General features: G+C 70.4%; 16 protein-coding genes. 7 read left to right on the top strand and 9 right to left on the bottom strand.

Annotated features, from left to right (window positions below; genetic code table 11):
* Nucleotides 1-129 precede the first annotated feature (129 nt).
* From ACFC1I_RS01150 to ACFC1I_RS01140, 3 genes are read right to left on the bottom strand one after another with little or no spacing between them, the layout of a single operon-like run.
* The gene (locus tag ACFC1I_RS01150; RefSeq protein WP_376005973.1) at nt 130-621 is read right to left on the bottom strand and encodes a peptide deformylase; all 492 of its coding nucleotides are present in this window, start codon (nt 619-621) and stop codon (nt 130-132) included.
* An 8-nt stretch (nt 622-629) separates the two neighbouring features.
* Nucleotides 630-2,645: a MinD/ParA family protein gene (locus ACFC1I_RS01145; RefSeq protein ID WP_376005971.1), complete on the bottom strand. Its 2,016-nt coding sequence runs from the start codon at nt 2,643-2,645 to the stop codon at nt 630-632.
* 51 nt (nt 2,646-2,696) lie between these two features.
* Nucleotides 2,697-6,104, bottom strand: coding sequence for a pyruvate carboxylase (locus tag ACFC1I_RS01140; RefSeq protein WP_376005969.1), 3,408 nt, complete (start codon nt 6,102-6,104; stop codon nt 2,697-2,699).
* An 86-nt stretch (nt 6,105-6,190) separates the two neighbouring features.
* Here ACFC1I_RS01140 and ACFC1I_RS01135 point away from each other — a divergent pair, with 86 nt between their 5' ends.
* Both ACFC1I_RS01135 and ACFC1I_RS01130 read left to right on the top strand, forming a co-directional pair.
* Nucleotides 6,191-7,000, top strand: a complete 810-nt coding sequence (locus tag ACFC1I_RS01135; RefSeq protein WP_376005967.1) for a ParA family protein — start codon at nt 6,191-6,193, stop codon at nt 6,998-7,000.
* A gap of 130 nt (nt 7,001-7,130) precedes the next feature.
* Nucleotides 7,131-8,345, top strand: coding sequence for a trans-sulfuration enzyme family protein (locus ACFC1I_RS01130; protein WP_376005965.1), 1,215 nt, complete (start codon nt 7,131-7,133; stop codon nt 8,343-8,345).
* 21 nt (nt 8,346-8,366) lie between these two features.
* On the opposite strand, the gene ACFC1I_RS01125 is transcribed toward ACFC1I_RS01130, so the two are convergent.
* From ACFC1I_RS01125 to ACFC1I_RS01115, 3 genes are all read right to left on the bottom strand, one after another.
* Nucleotides 8,367-8,909 (bottom strand): MerR family transcriptional regulator, encoded by a 543-nt coding sequence (locus ACFC1I_RS01125; RefSeq protein ID WP_376005963.1) that lies wholly within the window; start codon nt 8,907-8,909, stop codon nt 8,367-8,369.
* Nucleotides 8,910-9,041: 132 nt separating this feature from the next.
* Nucleotides 9,042-9,734 (bottom strand): MerR family transcriptional regulator, encoded by a 693-nt coding sequence (locus ACFC1I_RS01120; protein ID WP_376005961.1) that lies wholly within the window; start codon nt 9,732-9,734, stop codon nt 9,042-9,044.
* Nucleotides 9,734-10,237: an FHA domain-containing protein gene (locus ACFC1I_RS01115; protein WP_376005959.1), complete on the bottom strand. Its 504-nt coding sequence runs from the start codon at nt 10,235-10,237 to the stop codon at nt 9,734-9,736. Before ACFC1I_RS01115 ends, ACFC1I_RS01120 begins: the two co-directional genes overlap by 1 nt.
* Nucleotides 10,238-10,402: 165 nt before the next feature.
* On the opposite strand from ACFC1I_RS01115, the gene ACFC1I_RS01110 reads away from it, so the two are divergent.
* Nucleotides 10,403-10,753, top strand: a complete 351-nt coding sequence (locus tag ACFC1I_RS01110) for a hypothetical protein (protein ID WP_376005958.1) — start codon at nt 10,403-10,405, stop codon at nt 10,751-10,753.
* 48 nt (nt 10,754-10,801) lie between these two features.
* Here the strand turns inward: ACFC1I_RS01110 and ACFC1I_RS01105 are convergent, their stop codons facing one another.
* A complete protein-coding gene (locus ACFC1I_RS01105) occupies nt 10,802-11,203 on the bottom strand; it encodes a hypothetical protein (protein WP_376005957.1) in 402 nt (133 codons plus the stop codon).
* Between the two features lie 105 nt (nt 11,204-11,308).
* On the opposite strand from ACFC1I_RS01105, the gene ACFC1I_RS01100 reads away from it, so the two are divergent.
* Together ACFC1I_RS01100 and lpdA are read left to right on the top strand one after the other, a co-directional pair.
* Entirely contained in the window at nt 11,309-11,998 is a 690-nt protein-coding gene (locus ACFC1I_RS01100) for a copper resistance protein CopC (protein WP_376005955.1), read from the top strand.
* Between the two features lie 10 nt (nt 11,999-12,008).
* Nucleotides 12,009-13,406, top strand: a complete 1,398-nt coding sequence (gene lpdA / locus ACFC1I_RS01095) for a dihydrolipoyl dehydrogenase (RefSeq protein ID WP_376005954.1) — start codon at nt 12,009-12,011, stop codon at nt 13,404-13,406.
* 56 nt (nt 13,407-13,462) lie between these two features.
* On the opposite strand, the gene ACFC1I_RS01090 is transcribed toward lpdA, so the two are convergent.
* Complete coding sequence (locus ACFC1I_RS01090) at nt 13,463-14,107, bottom strand: CYTH domain-containing protein (protein ID WP_376005952.1); 645 nt, start codon at nt 14,105-14,107, stop codon at nt 13,463-13,465.
* Nucleotides 14,097-14,324: a response regulator gene (locus tag ACFC1I_RS01085; protein ID WP_376005950.1), complete on the bottom strand. Its 228-nt coding sequence runs from the start codon at nt 14,322-14,324 to the stop codon at nt 14,097-14,099. The genes ACFC1I_RS01090 and ACFC1I_RS01085 overlap by 11 nt, the downstream gene beginning before the upstream one ends.
* An 87-nt stretch (nt 14,325-14,411) precedes the next feature.
* Between ACFC1I_RS01085 and glgP the strand changes: the two genes are divergently transcribed.
* On the top strand, nt 14,412-16,964 hold the full coding sequence (glgP, locus tag ACFC1I_RS01080; RefSeq protein WP_376005948.1) for an alpha-glucan family phosphorylase: 2,553 nt from the start codon (nt 14,412-14,414) through the stop codon (nt 16,962-16,964).
* Between the two features lie 215 nt (nt 16,965-17,179).
* On the top strand, nt 17,180-19,735 hold the full coding sequence (locus tag ACFC1I_RS01075; RefSeq protein WP_376005946.1) for a rhamnogalacturonan lyase: 2,556 nt from the start codon (nt 17,180-17,182) through the stop codon (nt 19,733-19,735).
* Nucleotides 19,736-19,747 lie beyond the last annotated feature (12 nt).

Genomic DNA, 19,747 nt, shown 5'->3' with positions numbered 1-19,747 from the left:
CTTCATTTGTTTATAAGACACTGTATATACTCCGTGCCCCAAAACACGACTAACGTCTCGCTCCGCTGATCCGGGACGAAGAGAAGTGCGGATGCCGGGACTCCCGGCATCCGCTCTTCTCGTTGCGGTTCAGAACCAGTCGGACTGGCGGATCTCGCGCATCGCGGTACGACGGCCCTCGGGCGTGAGACGGTCGAGGTAGAGGGTGCCATCGAGGTGGTCGGTCTCGTGCTGCAGCGCCTGGGCGAGCAGCCCTTCGCCCTCGAGCACGATCTCGTTGCCCTCGAGGTCGATGCCGATGACCTTCGCCCACGGGTAGCGGACCGCGTCGTGCCAGAGGCCCGGCACCGACAGGCAGCCCTCGCCGATCGCCTCGGGCTCGCCCGACACCTCGACGAGCACGGGGTTCAGCACGTACCCGATGTCGCCGTCGATGTTGTAGCTGAAGGCGCGGAGACCCACGCCGATCTGCGGTGCGGCCACACCGGCGCGGCCGGGCAGCTCGACGGTGTCGACGAGGTCGCGGACGAGGGCGCGCACGCCGTCGTCGATGTCGCCGATGGGAGCGCTGACGGACTTCAGGACGGGGTCGCCGAACACACGGATGGGACGAACTGCCATCGGATGCCTCAGGCCGCCGACGCGAGGGAGCGCAGGCCCTCGACCACGGTCGCGGCGAGCTGGCGCGCAGCCTCGCGCGTCGCAGGCTGCAGCTCGCGGAACACGATGGCGCTGCCGGCCGCGATGTGCGGGTCGTACGGCATGCGCACGACCGCGCGCACGCGGGTGCGGAAGTGCGATTCCAGCTCATCCAGCTGGACGAGTGGATGCCCCGGCCGTGCGTTGTTGAGCACCACGACGGCGTTGCGCACCTTGTCGGAGTGCCCGTTCGTCTCGAGCCACGTCAGCGTCTCGGACGCGAGCCGCGCCTCGTCGACGCTGAGGCCGGCGACGATGACGATCTGGTCGGCGAGGTCGAGCGTCGCACCCATCACCGAGTGGACGATGCCCGTTCCGGTGTCGGTGAGGACGACCGAGTAGTAGTGAGCGGCGAGAGCTGCGACATCCCGGTAGTCGGAGTCGTTGAACGCCTCCGACACGCGCGGGTCGGTGTCGGAAGCGACGACGTCGAGGCGCGTCTCGTCGCGTGCGACGATGCCCGACAGGTCGTTGAAGCCGACGACCTCGGGGCTCATACGCACGAGGTCGCGCACCGTCTTGCCGCTGTCCCGCGTGATGCGCTCGGCGAGCGTGCCGCGATCGGGGTTCGCATCGATCGCGATCACGCGGTCGTCGCGCGCGTCGGCCAGCGCCTGGCCGAGCAGGGTGGTGACCGTCGTCTTGCCGACGCCGCCCTTGCGGGAGAGCACCGGCACGAAGCGCGCGCCGCCGGCGAGCGGCGCCGCGATGCGGCGGTCGAGCTCTTTGCGTGCCTTCGCACGCTTGCTGTCGCCGAGGTTGATGCGCTTGCCCGAGATCGAGTAGACGAACTGCTGCCACGCGCCCTCGGGCTCGGGACGGATCACCTGGTGCGGGTCGAGCAGGCGGTCCGCGGTGAGCAGGTCCGCGGTCTCGCGGTCGGCCTCGAATTCGCCGAGGCGCTTCGAGGTCAGGGCGACGTCGGCGCGCGGGAAGGGCGCTCGCTCGACGGCGGAGCGCTCGGCCGGGCGGTCGACGACGGGCTGGGCGCCGGTGTGGTTCGCCTCGCGGCGCGTCGCCGGCGTCGACCCCGTGGTGGGCTTCACCGCGGCAGCGGGCTTCGCCGCCGCAGCGGGCTTCGCGGCCGCGGCGCCGGCCGGGACCACGGGCGGAGCGGGCGAGGTCTTCGGGGCGGCCGCAGCCGCGGCAGCCTTCTCGTCGTCGGCCGGGGTCTTGGCGCTCATGGGCTCCTCCACGGTGTCGTCGGTCGCGATGACATCGTCTCCTGTCGCCGCGCTCTCCGCCAGGGCGGATTCCACGCCGTCGTCGGCGAGCTCGAGGTCGAAGTCGGCGGGATCGAACTCCGCGTCGAAGTCGGCGTCCTCGAATTCGACGGCGTCGAAGTCGGCGATCGCGAACTCATCGGCCGCGGGCGCAGCCTCTTCGGCCGCCGGCGCGGGCTCCTCGGCAACCGCCTCCGGCTCCTCGGCGACCGGCTCGTCGACGGCAGACTCCTCGGCGACCGGCTCGAGCTCATCCGGGACGCCAGTTGCGGACTCCCCAGCCTCAGCCTCGGCCTCGGCCTCATCGGCGACGACGTCCTCGTCCTCGATCTCGGCCTCGATCACCTCGACGATCTCGGCGTCGGCGATGTCCTCGGTCGCCGGCGCCGGCGCGAAACCCTCGCCCTCGACGGTCCACTCCTCGAGGTCGGCCGCGTTCTCCACGATCTCGGCCTCGGTCGTGTCGGTGGAGGGCTCCTCCACCGGCGCGGCCTCGATGACCGGAAGGTCGGCGTCGGCCGGGATCTCGATGACGAAGGGCACCTCGTCGTCGATCACGCCGTCGTCGTCGCGGTCGTCGTCGGATTCGGACGGCAGCTCGACGTTCACCTGCGCCGTCGCACCACCCAGGATTCCGAGACCGGTCGTGTCGACGCTGCCGGTGTCGGACAGCACGCCGTTCTCAGGCTCATCGGGCGTGTGGTCGGTGCGATCGGGCGTCACGGCAGAGTTCTCCTGAATACGCGGCGTTTCGGGCGGATGCCGCCCTCCAGGCTACTGCGCCGGACGGACCACGACCAAAAGGTCGCCGGCATCGACCTGCGCGGTCTCTGCGATCACCAGGCGCTCGACGACGCCGTCGACGGGCGAGGTGATGGCCGCTTCCATCTTCATGGCCTCGATCGACGCCACCGGCTGACCGGCGGCGACGGTGTCCCCCGCCTTCGCCTTCAGCGTGACGACGCCCGAGAAGGGGGCTGCGATCTGCCCCGGCTTCGAGGTGTCGGCCTTCTCCGCCTGACGCGCTTCGACCTTGATGCTGCGGTCGCGCACGAACACCGGCCGGAGCTGGCCGTTGAGCGTCGTCATGACGGTGCGCATGCCCTTGTCGTCGGCTTCGCCGATGGCCTCGAGCCCGACGTAGAGCTGCACGCCCGGGTCGATCTCGGCGACGTGCTCCTCTCCCGGCTTGAGGCCGTAGAGGTAGTCGGGCGTGCCCAGGGTGGCCAGGTCGCCGTACGTCTCGCGGTTCTTCTCGAAGTCGCGTGCCGGTCCGGGGAAGAGCAGGCGGTTCAGCGTGCGGCGGCGCGTCGCGGCGTCGCCCTCGAGGCCGTCCTTCTCGTCCGCGGTGAGAGGGGGGATGTCGATCGAGATCGTGCGACCCGCGAGCACCTTCGTGCGGAAGGGCTCGGGCCAGCCGCCCGGGAGGTCCCCGAGCTCACCGGCCATGAAGCCCACGACCGAATCGGGAATGTCGTAGTTCTGCGGGTTCTGCTCGAAGTCCGCGGGGTCTGCCCGCACCGCGACGAGCGCGAGGGCGAGATCACCGACGACCTTCGACGACGGCGTCACCTTGGGAATGCGACCGAGGATGCGGTCCGCGGCGGCGTACATGTCCTCGATGAGCTCGAAGTCGTCCGCGAGCCCGAGCGCGATCGCCTGCTGGCGCAGGTTCGACAGCTGCCCGCCCGGGATCTCGTGGTGGTACACGCGACCGGTGGGCGAGGCGAGGCCGGACTCGAACGGTCGGTACAGGTGGCGCACGGCCTCCCAGTACGGCTCCAGGTCGCCGACCGCCTCGAGGCTCAGGCCCGTGTCGCGATCGGTGTGGGCGAGCGCGGCGACCAGCGCAGAGAGCGACGGCTGGCTCGTGGTTCCCGACATGGGCGCTGCCGCAGCATCCACCGCGTCCACTCCCGCGGCACTCGCCGCGAGCAGCGTCGCGAGCTGGCCGCCCGCGGTGTCGTGCGTGTGCAGGTGCACGGGCAGGTCGAAGTTCTCGCGCAGCGCCGTGACGAGCTTGGCGGCCGCCGCCGGGCGGACGAGGCCCGCCATGTCCTTGATGGCGAGGATGTGCGCGCCCGACTCGACGATCTGCTCGGCGAGGCGCAGGTAGTAGTCGAGTGTGTAGAGCTGCTCGTTCGGGTCGAGGAGGTCGGAGGTGTAGCAGAGCGCGACCTCGGCGATCGCGGTGCCGGTGGAGCGCACGGCGTCGATCGCGGGGCGCATCTGCGACACGTCGTTCAGGGCGTCGAAGATGCGGAAGATGTCGACGCCGGTGGCCGCCGCCTCGCGCACGAAGGCGTCGGTCACCTCGACGGGCCGGGGCGTGTATCCCACGGTGTTGCGGCCGCGCAGGAGCATCTGGATCGGGATGTTCGGCATCGCAGTGCGCAGCGCCTCGAGACGCTCCCACGGGTCCTCGGCGAGGAAGCGCAGCGCGACGTCGTACGTCGCACCGCCCCACGCCTCGACCGACAGCAGCTGCGGCGTCATGCGTGCGACGTGCGGGCCGACGCGGACCAGGTCGCGCGTGCGGACGCGGGTGGCCAGCAGCGACTGGTGCGCGTCGCGGAACGTGGTCTCGGTGACGGCGAGGCCGCTCTGTGCGCGCAGCGCCCGGGCGAAGCCCTCGGGGCCGAGCTCGCGCAGACGGTCGAGCGTGCCGGCGGGCGGCGCGGCCGCGAGGTCGATGGCCGGCAGCTTGCTGCCCGGCGACACCGACAGCGGCTTCTCGCCGTACGGGCGGTTGACCGTGACGTCGCCGAGCCAGTTGAGGAGCTTCGTGGCGCGGTCGCGCGACGGGTGGCTCGTGAGCAGCTCGGGCCGCTCGTCGATGAAGGAGGTGCTGACGTCGCCCGCGACGAACGCCGGGTCGTCGAGCACGGCCCGCAGGAACGGGATGTTCGTCGCGACACCGCGGATGCGGAACTCGGCGAGAGCGCGGCGTGCGCGCGCGACGGCGGCCGGGAAGTCGCGGCCGCGGCACGTGAGCTTCGCGAGCATCGAGTCGAAGTGCGGGCTGATCTGCGAGCCCGCGGCCGTCGTGCCGCCGTCCAGGCGGATGCCGGCGCCGCCGGGCGAACGGTACGTGGTGATGCGCCCGGTGTCGGGGCGAAAGCCCTGCGACGGGTCCTCGGTGGTGATGCGGCACTGGAGCGCTGCGCCGCGCAGCTGGATGCGATCCTGGGTCAGGCCGAGCTCGGCGATCGTCTGCCCGGCGGCGATGCGGATCTGCGACTGCACGAGGTCGACGTCCGTCACCTCCTCGGTGACGGTGTGCTCGACCTGGATGCGCGGGTTCATCTCGATGAAGACGACCTCGCCGGTGCGCGGACCGGCGGTCTCGAGCAGGAACTCCACCGTGCCCGCGTTCTCGTAGCCGATCGACCGTGCGAACGCGACGGCGTAGCCGTGGAGGGCGTCGCGCACGGCCGGGTCGAGGTTCGGCGCCGGCGCGATCTCGATCACCTTCTGGTGACGGCGCTGGACCGAGCAGTCGCGCTCGAACAGGTGCACCGTCTCGCCGGTCTTGTCGGCGAGGATCTGCACCTCGACGTGACGCGGGCGCAGCACCGCCTGCTCGAGGAACACCCGGGCGTCGCCGAAGGCGCTGCCCGCCTCTCGCATGGCCTCGGCCAGCGCGGGCGCCAGCTCTTCTTTGCGTTCGACGCGCCGCATCCCTCGTCCGCCGCCGCCGGCGACCGCCTTCACGAAGATGGGGAAGCCGATCTCGTCGGCCTGAGCGAGAAGTGCGTCGACGTCGTCGGACGAGTCGGTGGAGCGCAGCACAGGCACGCCGGCCGCGATCGCGTGCTGCTTCGCGGTGACCTTGTTGCCGGCCATCTCGAGGACCTTGGAGGGCGGGCCGATGAAGGCGATGCCGTTCGCGGCGGCCTTCTCCGCCAGCTCGGGGTTCTCCGAAAGGAAGCCGTAGCCCGGGTAGATGGCGTCGGCGCCCGCGGCCAGTGCCACGCGGACGATCTCGTCGACGTCGAGGTAGGCGCGGACCGGGTGGCCCTTCTCGCCGATCTCGTACGACTCGTCGGCCTTCTGGCGGTGCAGCGATCCGCGGTCCTCGAAGGGGAATACCGCGACGGTGCGCGCTCCCAGCTCATAAGCGGCTCGGAACGCCCGGATGGCGATCTCGCCTCGGTTCGCGACCAGGATCTTGCGGAACATGAGACCTCCGTGTGCGGCGGCGCAGGCGGGGCCCGAAATTCGGGCTGAGTGTGCTCTCAGCCTAGGGGACGGTAACGTGGTGGCTTGTGCACGTCCTATCCGTCAGCTCGCTCAAGGGTGGCGTCGGCAAGACGACCGTGACTCTCGGACTCGCGTCGGCGGCTTTCGCCCGCGGTGTCCGCACGCTCGTCGTCGACCTCGACCCGCAGTCCGACGTCTCGACGGGCATGGACATCCAGGTGGCCGGCCGCCTGAATGTCGCTGATGTCCTCGCCAATCCCAAGGAGAAGACGGTCCGTCAGGCCATCACCTCCAGCGGCTGGGCGAAGGTGCATCCCGGCACCATCGACGTCATGATCGGCAGTCCGTCGGCCATCAACTTCGACGGGCCGCACCCGAGCGTCCGCGACGTGTGGAAGCTCGAGGAAGCCCTGGCCACGATCGAGGCCGACTACGACCTCGTGCTGATCGACTGCGCGCCGTCGCTCAACGCCCTCACGCGCACCGCGTGGGCGGCGTCCGACCGCGTCATCGTCGTGACCGAACCTGGCTTGTTCTCCGTCGCCGCCGCCGACCGTGCCCTCCGCGCGATCGAAGAGATCCGTCGCGGCCTCTCCCCCCGCCTGCAGCCGCTGGGCATCGTGGTCAACCGCGTGCGCCCGCAGTCGATCGAGCACCAGTTCCGCATCAAGGAGCTCCGCGACATGTTCGGCCCGCTCGTGCTCTCGCCGCAGCTGCCCGAGCGCACGTCGCTCCAGCAGGCGCAGGGCGCCGCGAAGCCGCTCCACATCTGGCCCGGCGATTCCGCCCAGGAGCTCGCCGCCGACTTCGACTCCCTTCTCGACCGCATCATGCGCACGGGGCGCATCCCGGTCGCCGAAGACTCCCGCTCCTGACTCACGGATGCTGCGTCCCCAGCATCCCGCGGGTGACCACTTTGCTCACCGAATGAGCACATTGCGCTAATTCTGCACGTGCGAGTGGGCTCGACTTGCCATTCGTCGCGATTTCGCTGACCATATCGCCATGGCATCGATGACGCTGCACCCTGACAGCCTTGCCGTGCACGCCGGCCGCGACGATCTCGCGAGCCTCGGCGTCCACGCCCTCCCCCTCGACCTCTCGTCGACCAATCCGCTCCCGGGCATCGAGCTCGGCGGCATGTCGTACGAGGTGCTCGCCACCGGCGGGCATCCGTTCGAGGGCGGGTCGAACGTCTACGCGCGTCTGTGGAACCCGACGGTCGCGCGCTTCGAGGAGGCCCTCGCGCGTCTCGAGCACGCCGAGGAGGCCGTCGCCTTCTCGTCCGGCATGGCGGCGGTCACCGCGGTGCTGCTGGCGCTCACCCACGAGTCGAAGAGCCGGCATATCGTGGCCGTGCGTCCGCTCTACGGCGGAACCGACCACCTGCTCGCCTCGGGCCTGCTCGGCGTCGAGACCACGTTCTGCTCCCCCGACGACATCGCCGCGGCGATCCGGGACGACACCGCGCTCGTCGTGCTCGAGAGCCCGGCGAACCCGACGCTCGAGCTCGTCGACATCCGGCAGGTGACCTCGGCGGCGGGCGATGTGCCGGTGCTCGTCGACAACACGTTCGCGACACCGGTGCTGCAGCACCCGCTCGACCTCGGCGCGGCGCTGTCGCTGCACAGCGCGACGAAGTACCTCGGCGGCCACGGCGATGTGGTCGGCGGCGTCGTCGCATGCGACGCGCGGCTCGCCGCGGCGCTCCGCCGCACGCGCGCCATCACCGGCGCGATCATGCACCCGCTCGCGGCGTACCTGCTGCACCGCGGTCTCACGACGCTTCCCGTCCGCATGCGGGCGCAGCAGGAGGGCGCGCGCATCGTCGCCGAGTGGCTCACGACGCGGCCCGAGGTCGCTCGCGTGCACTTCCCCGGCTTCGCCGACAGCGACCCCCGCGGCCTCATCGGCACCCAGCAGAACGGCCCGGGCGCGATGATCGCGATCGAGCTCGCCGAGGGGTTCGATGCGGCGTCGGCACTCACGGCATCCGTGCGGCTGTTCACGCACGCGGTATCGCTCGGCAGCGTCGACTCGCTCATCCAGCACCCCGCGGCGCTGACCCACCGCCCCGTCACCGCCGATGCGAAGCCCTCGGACGCGCTGGTGCGCCTCTCCATCGGCCTGGAGGACCCGGCCGACCTCATCGCCGACCTCGACCAGGCGCTCACCACGACGGCGGCCGTGCGGGAGCGGGTGGAGTCGGCCCGCGGCTGACTCCGGCGAGCGGGCGGTGCGTTACGCGGAGCGGGCGGCGCGGCGCACCGCGAGCTCGTCCATCGGGTCGGGCTTCTCGACCTCGAACTCGAGGAGCTCCGACTCGACCTCGCGCAGCACCTTGCCGACGGCGATGCCGAAGACGCCCTGACCGCGGCTGACGAGATCGATGACCTCATCGTTGGACGTGCAGAGATAGACGGATGCCCCGTCGCTCATGAGCGTCGTGCCCGCGAGGTCGCGGATCCCGGCGGCGCGGAGCTGGTCGACGGCCGTGCGGATCTGCTGGAGCGAGATGCCGGTGTCGAGCAGGCGCTTGACGAGCTTCAGCACGAGGATGTCGCGGAAGCCGTAGAGTCGCTGCGAGCCGGAACCGCTGGCGCCTCGGACCGTCGGAACGACGAGTTCGGTGCGAGCCCAGTAGTCGAGTTGGCGATAGGTGATGCCGGCCGCCTTGGCCGCGGCGGCGCCGCGGTAGCCGACCTCGTCGTCCATCGCGGGAAGACCGTCGGTGAAGAGGAGTTCTGCACTGAACGGCTCGCCAGGAGCCACGTCTCCGGTCATGCTCGTTCCCCCCTCCGGATCGAATAGTTCCACGCTAGATCAGCCACCCCCTCGCGGCAACGACATCCGGCTCTCGCGGGTCGGCGTGTCGCGCACTTCGACGAGGTCGAGCCCGCGGACGCGCACGCGACCTCAGGCCAGCATGCGGTCGAGCGCCGCGCGCACGAAGATCGCACGCACGTCGTCGAGGCGCCGGGTGAGCTCGGGTGCGAGCTCGCCGGCACGGCCGCGGGACGAGGCATCCGTCCGGCGAAGCAGAGGCGCGAGAGCCGACTCGACCAGTGCGACGTCGCGTTCGGCACTCTGACGCAGGGCCCGCACGTGGCGCGGCTCGATGCCGTGGCGGTCGAGCGCGACGAGGGCGCGCAGCAGCGTCACCGACTGCTCGGTGTACGACTCGGCGCCGGTCAGGACGCCGGTGCTGATGGCGTCGTTGAGCAGCTGCGGGGCGGCGCCCGCGGCCGACAGCAGCTCGTCGCGGCGGTAGCGGCGCGGCGCCGGCACGATCGACGGCGGCGGCACCGCGGTCGGCGTGGCCGGGTCGCGGCCCGCGTCGACGTCTTCGAGGTAGTCGCGGATCACCGACAGCGGCAGGTAGTGGTCGCGCTGCAGGGTGAGCGCGAGCCGCAGGCGCTCGAGGTCCTCCTGCGAGAACTTGCGGTAGCCGGACTCGGTGCGCAGCGGCGTCACGATGCCCTGCACCTCGAGGAAGCGCAGCTTGCTGGAAGTCAGTGACGGGAACTCGGGCGACAGGCGCGCGAGGACCTGACCGATGCTGAGAAGACCCGCGGACGACGCCCTGTCACGGGCGGAAGCCGCGGGCATCAGGCCTCCGTCGCCCTGGCGAGGTCAGCCGGTGAGACGAAGAAGTTGAGCCGGAACTTGCCGATGCGCACCTCGGCGCCGTTGGTGAGCGTGGCCCGGTCGACCCGCTCGCCGTTGACGTAGGTGCCGTTCAGCGACCGCTGGTCGACGAGCTCGAACGTCGTGCCGGTGCGGGTGATCTCGGCGTGGCGGCGCGAGACGGTGACATCGTCGAAGAAGATGTCGGCCTCGGGGTGCCGGCCCACGGACGTGACGTCGGCATCCAGCAGGTAGCGGGCGCCGGCGGTGGGTCCGGAACGGACCAGCAGCAGCGCGGCGCCGGACGGGAGGGCGTCGATCGCGTCGAGCTCGGCCTCGCCGAGCTCGCTGCCGAAGGGCACGAACGAGAGGTCGGAATCGTGGCCGAATGTCTGCGTCGTGTCGGACGCGCGGTCTGATTCGGGCGCGTCGGGCCCTGCGGCTCGGCGGATGTCGCCCTGATCGGGTCGGCGGTCGTGCTCCACGGTTTCCTCCTCTGTCTCGCCAGCCTATCCGATCGACCCCTGCTCGGAAGAGGGCGTTCCCGGATGCGCGTATGTTTCGCCGCATGTCGCCCGGGATGCCGTGAACGGCTCGCCCTTCTAGCCTGGCAGGACCGGCAACGATCCGTTAACCAGAAGGAGACCACCGTGTCGAGCCCGCACAGCCACGTCCCGCCCCTCGGGGTGCGTGAGGCTACGGCGTGCATGTGCGACCACGGTGATGTCTGCTCGTCGTTCGCGCCGGGCCACGCGCTGCACCTGATCCAGGCGCGCCTCGCTTCGGCGACGCCCTCGGACTGGGCGGACGCCATCGTCGAGGCCTCCGACGAGCGCTCGGGCTTCGTGATCCTCCGCACGCTCGCCGACTGGTCGCCGGTGGCGCTCTGGAACGGCACCGGCGCTGCCGCCGCCGCGACGCCCGGCACGCCGGTCGCGCTGCACGAGCGGTACCACGTGCTCGCCGTCGGCCGCGCGCGGTTCAACGTCCTCCGCGGCTGAGCCGGGACGCGCCGAACCGCGCGAAGAAAAGAGAGAGAGCGACGAGCCTCAGCTCATCGCCATCATCTTGTCCTTCATGGCCATGCAGGCGTCCATGCAGGCCTTGCAGGCCTGAGCGCACATCTTGCAGACCTCGCTGTGGTCGGCGTGCTCCATGCACTCGTCCATCGTCATCTGGCACATCGCGATGCACGCGTCGAGCATCGACATCATGGTCGCCGGGTTCATGCCCTGCATGCGCATCATGGCGCGCATCATCGTGTTGCACATGTCCGCGCAGTTCATGCACGCGGGGGCGCACGACATCATCTGCGTGGAGCACACCGTGCATGCCTGCTCGCAGGCCGAGCAGGCGTCCATACAGGCCTGCACGACCGACATGTCCATCGCCTGCATGCCGGGCATCGACATCATGTCCTTCGACATGGCGCCCATCATCATCTGGTCCATCCGCCGCATCCTTCCGCGTGGGGAACGGCGGGCAGGGGGCCCGCCTGCCGCCAGGCTAGACCTCGCCGGGCTCTCAGCAAAGGGCCGGATAGGCTCGATCGGGTGATGTCACAAACTCTTCACAAGCCGCTCCCCGCCCGGGTCTGGGCATTCCTCGCCGCACTGCTGATCGCCTTCGGCGTCGTCCTCGCCACGGCATCCCCCGCCAGCGCGCACGACGAGCTGCTGGGCAGCGATCCTGCCGCCGACAGCACCCTCGACGCCCTGCCCGCGCAGCTCGCGCTCACGTTCAGCGCCGAGATCGCCGACGACGCCGGCGCCTCGGTCGTGGAGGTGACGGATGCTGCGGGCACCTCGCTCGCCGCCGGCACGCCGACCGTGCAGGACAATGTGCTGACCCAGCCGCTCGAGGGCGCAGCATCCGGTGCCGTGACGGTGCTGTGGAAGGTCGTCTCGAGCGACGGGCACCCCATCTCGGGCGAGTTCGGGTTCACGGTCGCGGGTTCTCCGGACCCGACGCCCACCGCGACGACCGCTCCGACGCCGACCGAGACGGCCACCGCTCCGACGCCGTCCGCCGAGCCGACGCCGACGGTCACGGGCGCGCCTGCCCCGGACGAGGGATCGGCCGCCCTTCCGTGGATCATCGCGGGCCTGATCGTGCTCGCGCTCATCGCCGCCGTCGTCTACCTCCTGGTGTCGCGCTCGCGCCGCGAGAAGGCGCTCGCGAGCGGCGCCGCAGGCCCGGCCGACGGCACCCCGCCGCCCGCGTCCGAGCCCCCTGCCGACCGATAGGCTTGAGACCATGCCTCACTACGACGTCGCCATCCTCGGCGCGGGGCCCGGCGGGTACGTCGCGGCCGTCCGTGCTTCTCAGCTCGGCCTCAAGGTCGCGATCATCGAAGAGAAGTACTGGGGCGGTGTCTGCCTCAACGTCGGCTGCATCCCCTCGAAGGCTCTCCTGAAGAACGCCGACCTCGCGCACCAGTTCCACCACAAGGCCGATCTGTTCGGCATCTCGGGTGACGTGCACTTCGACTTCGGCGTCGCGTGGGACCGCAGCCGCAAGGTGGCGGACACGCACGTCAAGGGCATCCACTACCTGATGAAGAAGAACAAGGTCGACGAGTACGAGGGTCGCGGCTCGTTCGTCGACGCGAACACGATCGACGTCAAGAAGGCCGACGGCACCACCGAGCGCGTCACCTTCGACAACGCCATCATCTCGACCGGCTCGAAGGTGCGCCTTCTCCCGGGCGTGCAGATCGGCGGCAACATCGTCACGTACGAGGAGCAGATCCTCGCCCGCGACCTGCCCCAGTCGATCGTCATCGTCGGCGCCGGCGCCATCGGCATGGAGTTCGCCTTCGTCATGGTGAACTACGGCGTCAAGGTCACCATCATCGAGTTCCTCGACCGCGCGCTGCCCAACGAGGACGCCGACGTCTCGAAGGAGATCGCCCGCCAGTACAAGAACTACGGCGTCGACATCCTCACCTCGACCAAGGTCGAGACGGTCACCGACCAGGGCGACAAGGTCACCGTGACCTACACCGCCAAGGACGGCACGCAGGGCTCGATCGACGCCGACAAGGTCATGATGTCGATCGGCTTCGCCGCGAACGTCGAGGGCTTCGGTCTCGAGAACACCGGCGTGAAGCTCACCGACCGCGGCGCGATCGACATCGACGACCACATGCGCACCAACGTGCCGCACATCTTCGCGATCGGCGACGTGACGGCCAAGCTGCAGCTGGCCCACGTGGCCGAGGCGCAGGGCGTCGTCGCCGCCGAGACCATCGGCAAGGCCGAGACCATGACGCTGGGTGACTATCGCAACATGCCGCGCGCGACGTTCTGCTCGCCGCAGGTCGCCTCGTTCGGCCTCACCGAGCAGCAGGCGCGCGACGCCGGCTACGACGTGAAGGTCGCGAAGTTCCCGTTCTCGGCGAACGGCAAGGCGAACGGCCTGGGCGAGCCCATCGGCTTCGTCAAGCTCATCGCCGACGGCGAGCACCTCGAGCTGCTCGGCGGCCACCTCATCGGCCCCGACGTCTCGGAGCTCCTTCCCGAGCTCACGCTCGCGCAGAAGTGGGACCTCACCGCTCTCGAGGCGGCGCGCAACGTCCACACGCACCCGACGCTGTCGGAGGCCGTGCAGGAGGCCTTCCACGGCCTCGCCGGCCACATGATCAACCTCTGATCAGCTGACGCCGAACGCCCCGGACCTCTTCGGAGGGCCGGGGCGTTCTCGTGTGCTCAGGCGCCGAGCGTGCGGGCGAGTTTGGAATCGGATGCTGCGGCCCGGCCGCCTGCGGCGTGCACCGCCGCCTCCGCGGCGGCCAGCAGCGCGGCCCGCTCGCCGGCAGAGTCGGGCGCGGCGGGCCCGAGTTCGAACTCCCACTCGCGCCAGGTGCGCTCCACCCCGGCACGCTCGTCGGTCGCGACGACGTGGTCGTCCACGAACTCCGCGACGACTCCCCCGCCCGCGTCGCGCAGGGAGTAGGCGGTGCGCTGGTTGCGGATGCGCGCGATCGGCGCGAAGTCCGATGCGCTCGCGATCTTCGAGACCGCGGCGGCCACGGCATCCGGAATCCGATCCACCGGGGTGAGCGGCCACTGCTGTTCCAGCCGGCCGCCGTCGGCGCCGCGAGGGCCCTTGATGTGCCAGCCCTCGTCGGGTCCGCCGGTGCGGTGACGCACCGCGTAGCCGGCGTGCGCGAGCGCGAGGTCGTCGCTGTCGAGGTAGACGGCGTCGAGCGCGCGGTGCTCGGCTTCACCGACGGACGCGACGCCCGGCAGCACCGACCAGTCGGGCAGCGGCGTGGCGTCGTCGACGTCGAACTTCAGCTCGACCTCGAGGGACTGCGAGCCGCCGTCGGTGGAGCCTTGGTCAGTCGTCACGACCGTCCGGGTTCGGGTCGATGTCTTCGGTGGCCTCGACGTAGACGAAGCGCGTCTCGGTCGGGCCGTCCTGGTCGCCCGTGTGGGTCTCGGCGCCCTCGCGGTGATAGACGAGCTGTCCTTCGCCGTAGGGAACGATGTACGAGTCGGAGACGGTCGGGTCGAGCGGAATGATCTGTCCGTCGAGGGGTCCGCCGTGCAGTCGTGCGATTGCCATAGCGTCAGCGTAGACCTGGTGAAGCGAAGACTGCTGTTCACCGAACCGGTGCAAGCGCTTCCAGATTATGCCCCTAGAATCGCGAGCGTGAAGGCCATCCGAACGTTCACCGTCCGCCCCGTCCTCGCCGAAACTCTCGCCCCGCTCGACCGCCTCGCCTCGAACTGGCGCTGGTCGTGGAGCCGCGCGACGTACGCGCTGTTCGCCTCGATGGACCCCGCCCTGTGGGACGAGATCGGCGCGAACCCCGCACGGATGCTGGGGGCGCTGGGCCAGGAGCGCCTCGACGAGCTCGCCCGCGACGACGAGTTCGTGGCCCGCGTGCGCGAGGAGGACGAGCGCCTCACCGCTTACCTCGAGGGTGACCGCTGGTTCCAGCAGCTCGAGGGCGACAAGCCCGTGCACATCGCGTACTTCTCCCCCGAGTTCGGCGTCGACGGCTCGCTGCCGCAGTACTCCGGCGGCCTCGGCATCCTCGCCGGAGACCACCTCAAGAGCGCGTCCGACCTGGGCGTGCCGCTCACCGGCGTCGGCCTCTTCTATCGCGCCGGCTACTTCCGCCAGTCGATCGGCGACGACGGCTGGCAGCGCGAGAGCTACCCGCTGCTCGACCCGTACGGTCTCGGCCTGACGCTGCTGCGCGACACCGACGGTGCGCCCGTCGAGATCGCGCTCGACCTTCCGGGCGACCGCCGCCTGCACGCCCGCGTGTGGGTCGCCGACATCGGCCGCATCCCGCTGCTGCTGCTCGACTCCGAGACGCCGTCGAACACCGACGAGATGCGCCGCGTCACCGACCGCCTCTACGGCGGCGGCGGCGAGCACCGCCTGCTGCAGGAGCTGCTGCTCGGCGTGGGAGGTGTGCGCGCGGTGCGCGCGTGGTCGGCGCTCACCGGCCGCCCCACGCCCGACGTCTACCACACGAACGAGGGGCACGCCGGGTTCCAGGGACTCGAGCGCATGTCGGAGCTCATCACCGACGACGGCCTCAGCTTCGACGAGGCGCTCGCGCAGGTGCGCGCGGGCACGGTCTTCACCACGCACACGCCGGTGCCCGCGGGCATCGACCGCTTCCCCCGCGACCTCATCGCGGACTTTCTCTCGAGCGGGCTCTTCCAGGGCCTCGACGCGGGCCGCGCGATCGCGCTCGGCCTCGAGACGTGGGACGGCGGCGACCAGGGCGTCTTCAACATGGCCGTGCTCGGCCTGCACCTCGGCCAGCACGCCAACGGCGTCTCGGTGCTGCACGGCGAGGTCAGCCGCGGCATGTTCGGCATGCTGTGGCCGGGCGTCGACACCGACGAGGTGCCGATCACGTCGATCACCAACGGCGTGCACGCCCCGACCTGGGTGCACCCCGCGCTCAAGGCCGTGAGCGAGCGCGCATGGGGCGACGCGCACACCGACACGCACGACTGGACCGACCGGAACGTCGTCAGCGACGCCGAGCTGTGGGGCGTGCGCCAGGAGATGAAGGGCGAGCTCGTGGCCGAGGCGCGGCGGCGGGTGGCAGCATCCGTCTCCAACGGCCACACCCCGTCGTGGGTCGAGGACCTGCTCGACCCGGAGGTGCTCACCATCGGCTTCGCGCGCCGCGTGCCGACGTACAAGCGCCTGACGCTCATGCTGCGCGACCCCGAGCGGCTGACGCGGCTGCTGACCGACCCCGAGCGCCCGGTGCAGATCGTGATCGGCGGCAAGTCGCACCCCGCTGACGACTCGGGCAAGATCCTGATCCAGCAGCTGGTGCGCTTCAGCCGCGACCCGAAGGTGCGCGGGCGGATCGTCTTCCTGCCGGACTACGACATCACGCTCGCCAAGGACCTCTACCCCGGCTGCGACGTGTGGCTCAACAACCCGCTCCGCCCGCTCGAGGCGTGCGGCACGAGCGGCATGAAGGCCGCGCTCAACGGCGCGCTCAACCTGTCGATCCTCGACGGCTGGTGGGACGAGTGGTACGACGGCGAGAACGGCTGGGCGATCCCGACGGCCGACACCGCGGCGAACGACGAGGAGCGCGACGACGCCGAGGCGGCCGCCCTCTACGACCTCATCGAGCACCAGCTGGTGCCGCGCTTCTACGAGCGTGAAGGCGGTATTCCGCTGCGGTGGCTCGACATGGTGCGCCACACCATGACCGAGCTCGGCAAGAAGGCGACGAGCGACCGCATGGTGCGCGACTACGTCCAGCGCCTGTACGTGCCGGCGGCGGCGCACGACGTCACGCTCCGCGCGAACGAGTTCCTCGAGGCGCGCGCGGTCGCCGCGTTCGTCTCGCGCGTGCGCGAGGCGTGGGGTCGCGTGTCGATCGCGAGCGTCGACAGCTCGGGCATCCCGCAGCAGGCGCAGGCGGGCGACGTGCTCGAGGTGCGCGCCGACGTGCGCATCGACGGTCTCGCCCCCGACGACCTCGCCGTCGAGCTGCTCTACGGCGCGACGAACGAGGACGACACGCTCTCGCGCGACCACTCGGTGTACCGGCTCTCCCCCACGGGCGACGCGGTCGACGGCGCGGTCGTGTTCAGCGGCATTCTCCCGCTCAGCGTGACGGGCACGTTCGGCTACACGGTGCGCGTGCGCCCCGCGCACCCGCAGCTCGTGTCGCCGGTCGAACTCGGCCTCGTCACCTACGCCTCCTGAGTTCTGATTGACGGATGCTGCGACCCGGCGTGTCGCGAGAGACCTCCGATTCTCTGCACGCCCGACGCACATTAAATCGTTCCAATGTCTTCGGCCACCCCGTTGACCGGGGCGTAGGTGGCTGACTAGGGTCGTGCGGGAAAACGTATTCCTTACGTTTACAACGATGAAGGCCCGTCCCCAGCGGGCCGCAACCTCAGGAGAGCGATTCGACGATGAATCTCCGCAGCACCTCTGTCCGCGTGCTCGTGGCCGGCTCGGCCGCGTGCGCACTCACACTCGGACTGGCGCACCCCGCGCTGGCCGTCGCGCCCGCCGCGAAACCCGCGCCGTCCCCCAGCGGCGCACAGCTCGAAGCCCTCGACCGCGGCCTCGTCGCCGTGTCGACCGACGAGGGCGTGTTCCTCAGCTGGCGCCTGCTCGGCACCGAGGCTGGCCCCGCGACCGAGACGGGCGTGAGCGGCCCGTCGTTCGCGGTGTTCCGTGACGGTGAGCGCATCGCCACGGTCGACGACAGCACGAACTATGCGGATGCGGGCGGGTCCGCAGCATCCGTCTACACCGTCGCCCCCGCGTGGCACGACGTGACCGGCGCGCAGTCCGCACCCGTGTCGGTGTGGGGCGACGGGTTCTACGACCTGCCGCTGCAGAAGCCCGCCGACGGGGTCGCGCCGAAGAGCGTGATGTTCCCCGACGGCGAGAAGTACACGTACTCGGCGAACGACGCCTCGGTGGCCGACGTCGACGGCGACGGCGCGTACGAGTTCATCGTGAAGTGGGACCCGTCGAACTCGAAGGACGTGTCGCAGAAGGGCTACACCGGCCCGGTCTACGTCGACACGTACGAGCTCGACGGCACGCTGCTGAACCGCATCGATCTCGGCGTCAACATCCGCGCGGGTGCGCACTACACGCAGTTCATGGTCTACGACTTCGACGGCGACGGCCGGTCGGAGACGATGATGAAGACGGCGCCGGGTACGAAGTCGATTCGCTACGACGCCGACGGCACGGTGGCGTCCGAGACCGGCATCACGATGCTCGCCGACGACCTCGCCGCCGGGTACACCGCAGCCGACGACTACCGCATGAGCGCCGCGGACTACCGTCAGCACCTCATCGAGATGTTCCAGGGCTGGTCGGAGCACCCCGAGGTCGTGGCGGGCCACTGGCCGGCGACCCTCGAGGAGGCGTTCGGCATTCCGGTGACGCACGAGTATCCGCTGTCGACGGCATCGGCGACCGAGCTCGTCGACTACTTCATCGGCACCTACGCGCCCGCGCGCAGTGCGCGCAACGACCTCACGACGTTCGAGGGCTTCATCCTCGACGGGCCCGAGTACCTGACGGTGTTCGACTCGGCGACGGGCGAAGAGCTCGAGACCGTGCGGTACGAGCCCGGCCGCGACGACGACGGCCTGCTGTGGGGCGACTATGCGATGGCGCGCATCGAGCCGGGCAACCGCGTCGACCGCTTCCTCGCGGGCGTCGCGTACCTCGACGGCACGCACCCGTCGGCGGTCTTCGCACGCGGCTATTACACCCGCACGACCGTCAACACCTATGACTGGGACGGCGAGCACCTCACCACGCGCTGGGCGATCGACAGCGGCCACGTGCCGATGACGAACCCGTTCAACGACGGCCCGCACGGGCGTGACGGCACCGACCCGGTGTACGGCTCGATCACGACGCAGGGCTTCCACTCGCTGAGCGCGGCGGACGTCGACGGCGACGGCAAGCACGAGATCGTCTACGGCTCGGCGACGCTCGACGACGACGGCGGGCTGCTGTACAGCTCGTTCGACGTGCTGCCCGAAGGCAGCGCAGCGCCCGGCGAGAACGTGCGTCTCGGCCACGGCGACGCGATGCACGTCACCGACATCGACCCGAACCGCCCGGGGCTCGAGATCTGGACGGCCCACGAGGGCGCGACCTTCGCGCCCTACGGCTCGGCGATGCGCGATGCCGCGACCGGCGAGGTGCTCTTCGGCGCGTACTCCGGCCGCGACACGGGCCGCAGCATGATCGGCGATGTGCGCTCCGACGTGCCGGGACTCGAGGTGTGGGCGAGCATGCCCAACGGCACCGAGGGGTCGGGCCTGCTGAGTGCGGCGAACGTGCCGCTCGCAGCATCCACTCCCGGAACCAACCAGTCGATCCGCTGGGCCGCCGACATGACGACCCAGGTCGTCGACGGGGCGCTGGAGCTCACGCCGACGATCAAGGACTGGACCCGCGGCACCGTGCTCACGGCCGACGGCACGCGCACGAACAACGGCACCAAGGGCAACCCGTCGCTCGTGGCCGACGTGTTCGGCGACTGGCGCGAGGAGCTGCTCGTGCGCACCGCCGACTCGAGCGCGCTGCGCATCTACACGAGCACCGAGGTGACCACGCACAAGCTGCCGACGCTCATGCACGACGTGCAGTACCGCGCCGAGGTGGCCCGCCAGAACACGACGTACAACCAGCCGTCGTACACGAGCTACTACTTCGCGAGCGACATGGACTTCGCGAACGTGCCCGTGCTCACGAAGCCGGCGACACCCGGTGCGCCGAAGTTCACCGACCCGAAGGGATCGAAGTCCGACCATGTCGTCGTCACGCCCGACAAGGCGTTCGACTACTACGTCGACGGGGTGAAGGCCGCCAAGCCCCTGGTCAAGGTTCCCGCCGGTTCGAAGGTGCAGGTCACCGCGGTCCCGAAGGCCGGCTTCGCCGTCGCCGCGGGTGCCGTGTCGACCTGGACGCACCAGTTCAGCAAGTAGGGATCGACGGAT

It is taken from the genome of Microbacterium sp. NPDC056044 (assembly GCF_042267145.1).
In the GTDB taxonomy this organism is placed as follows: Bacteria; Actinomycetota; Actinomycetes; order Actinomycetales; family Microbacteriaceae; genus Microbacterium.
This window is presented reverse-complemented; position numbering and strand designations above follow the sequence as displayed.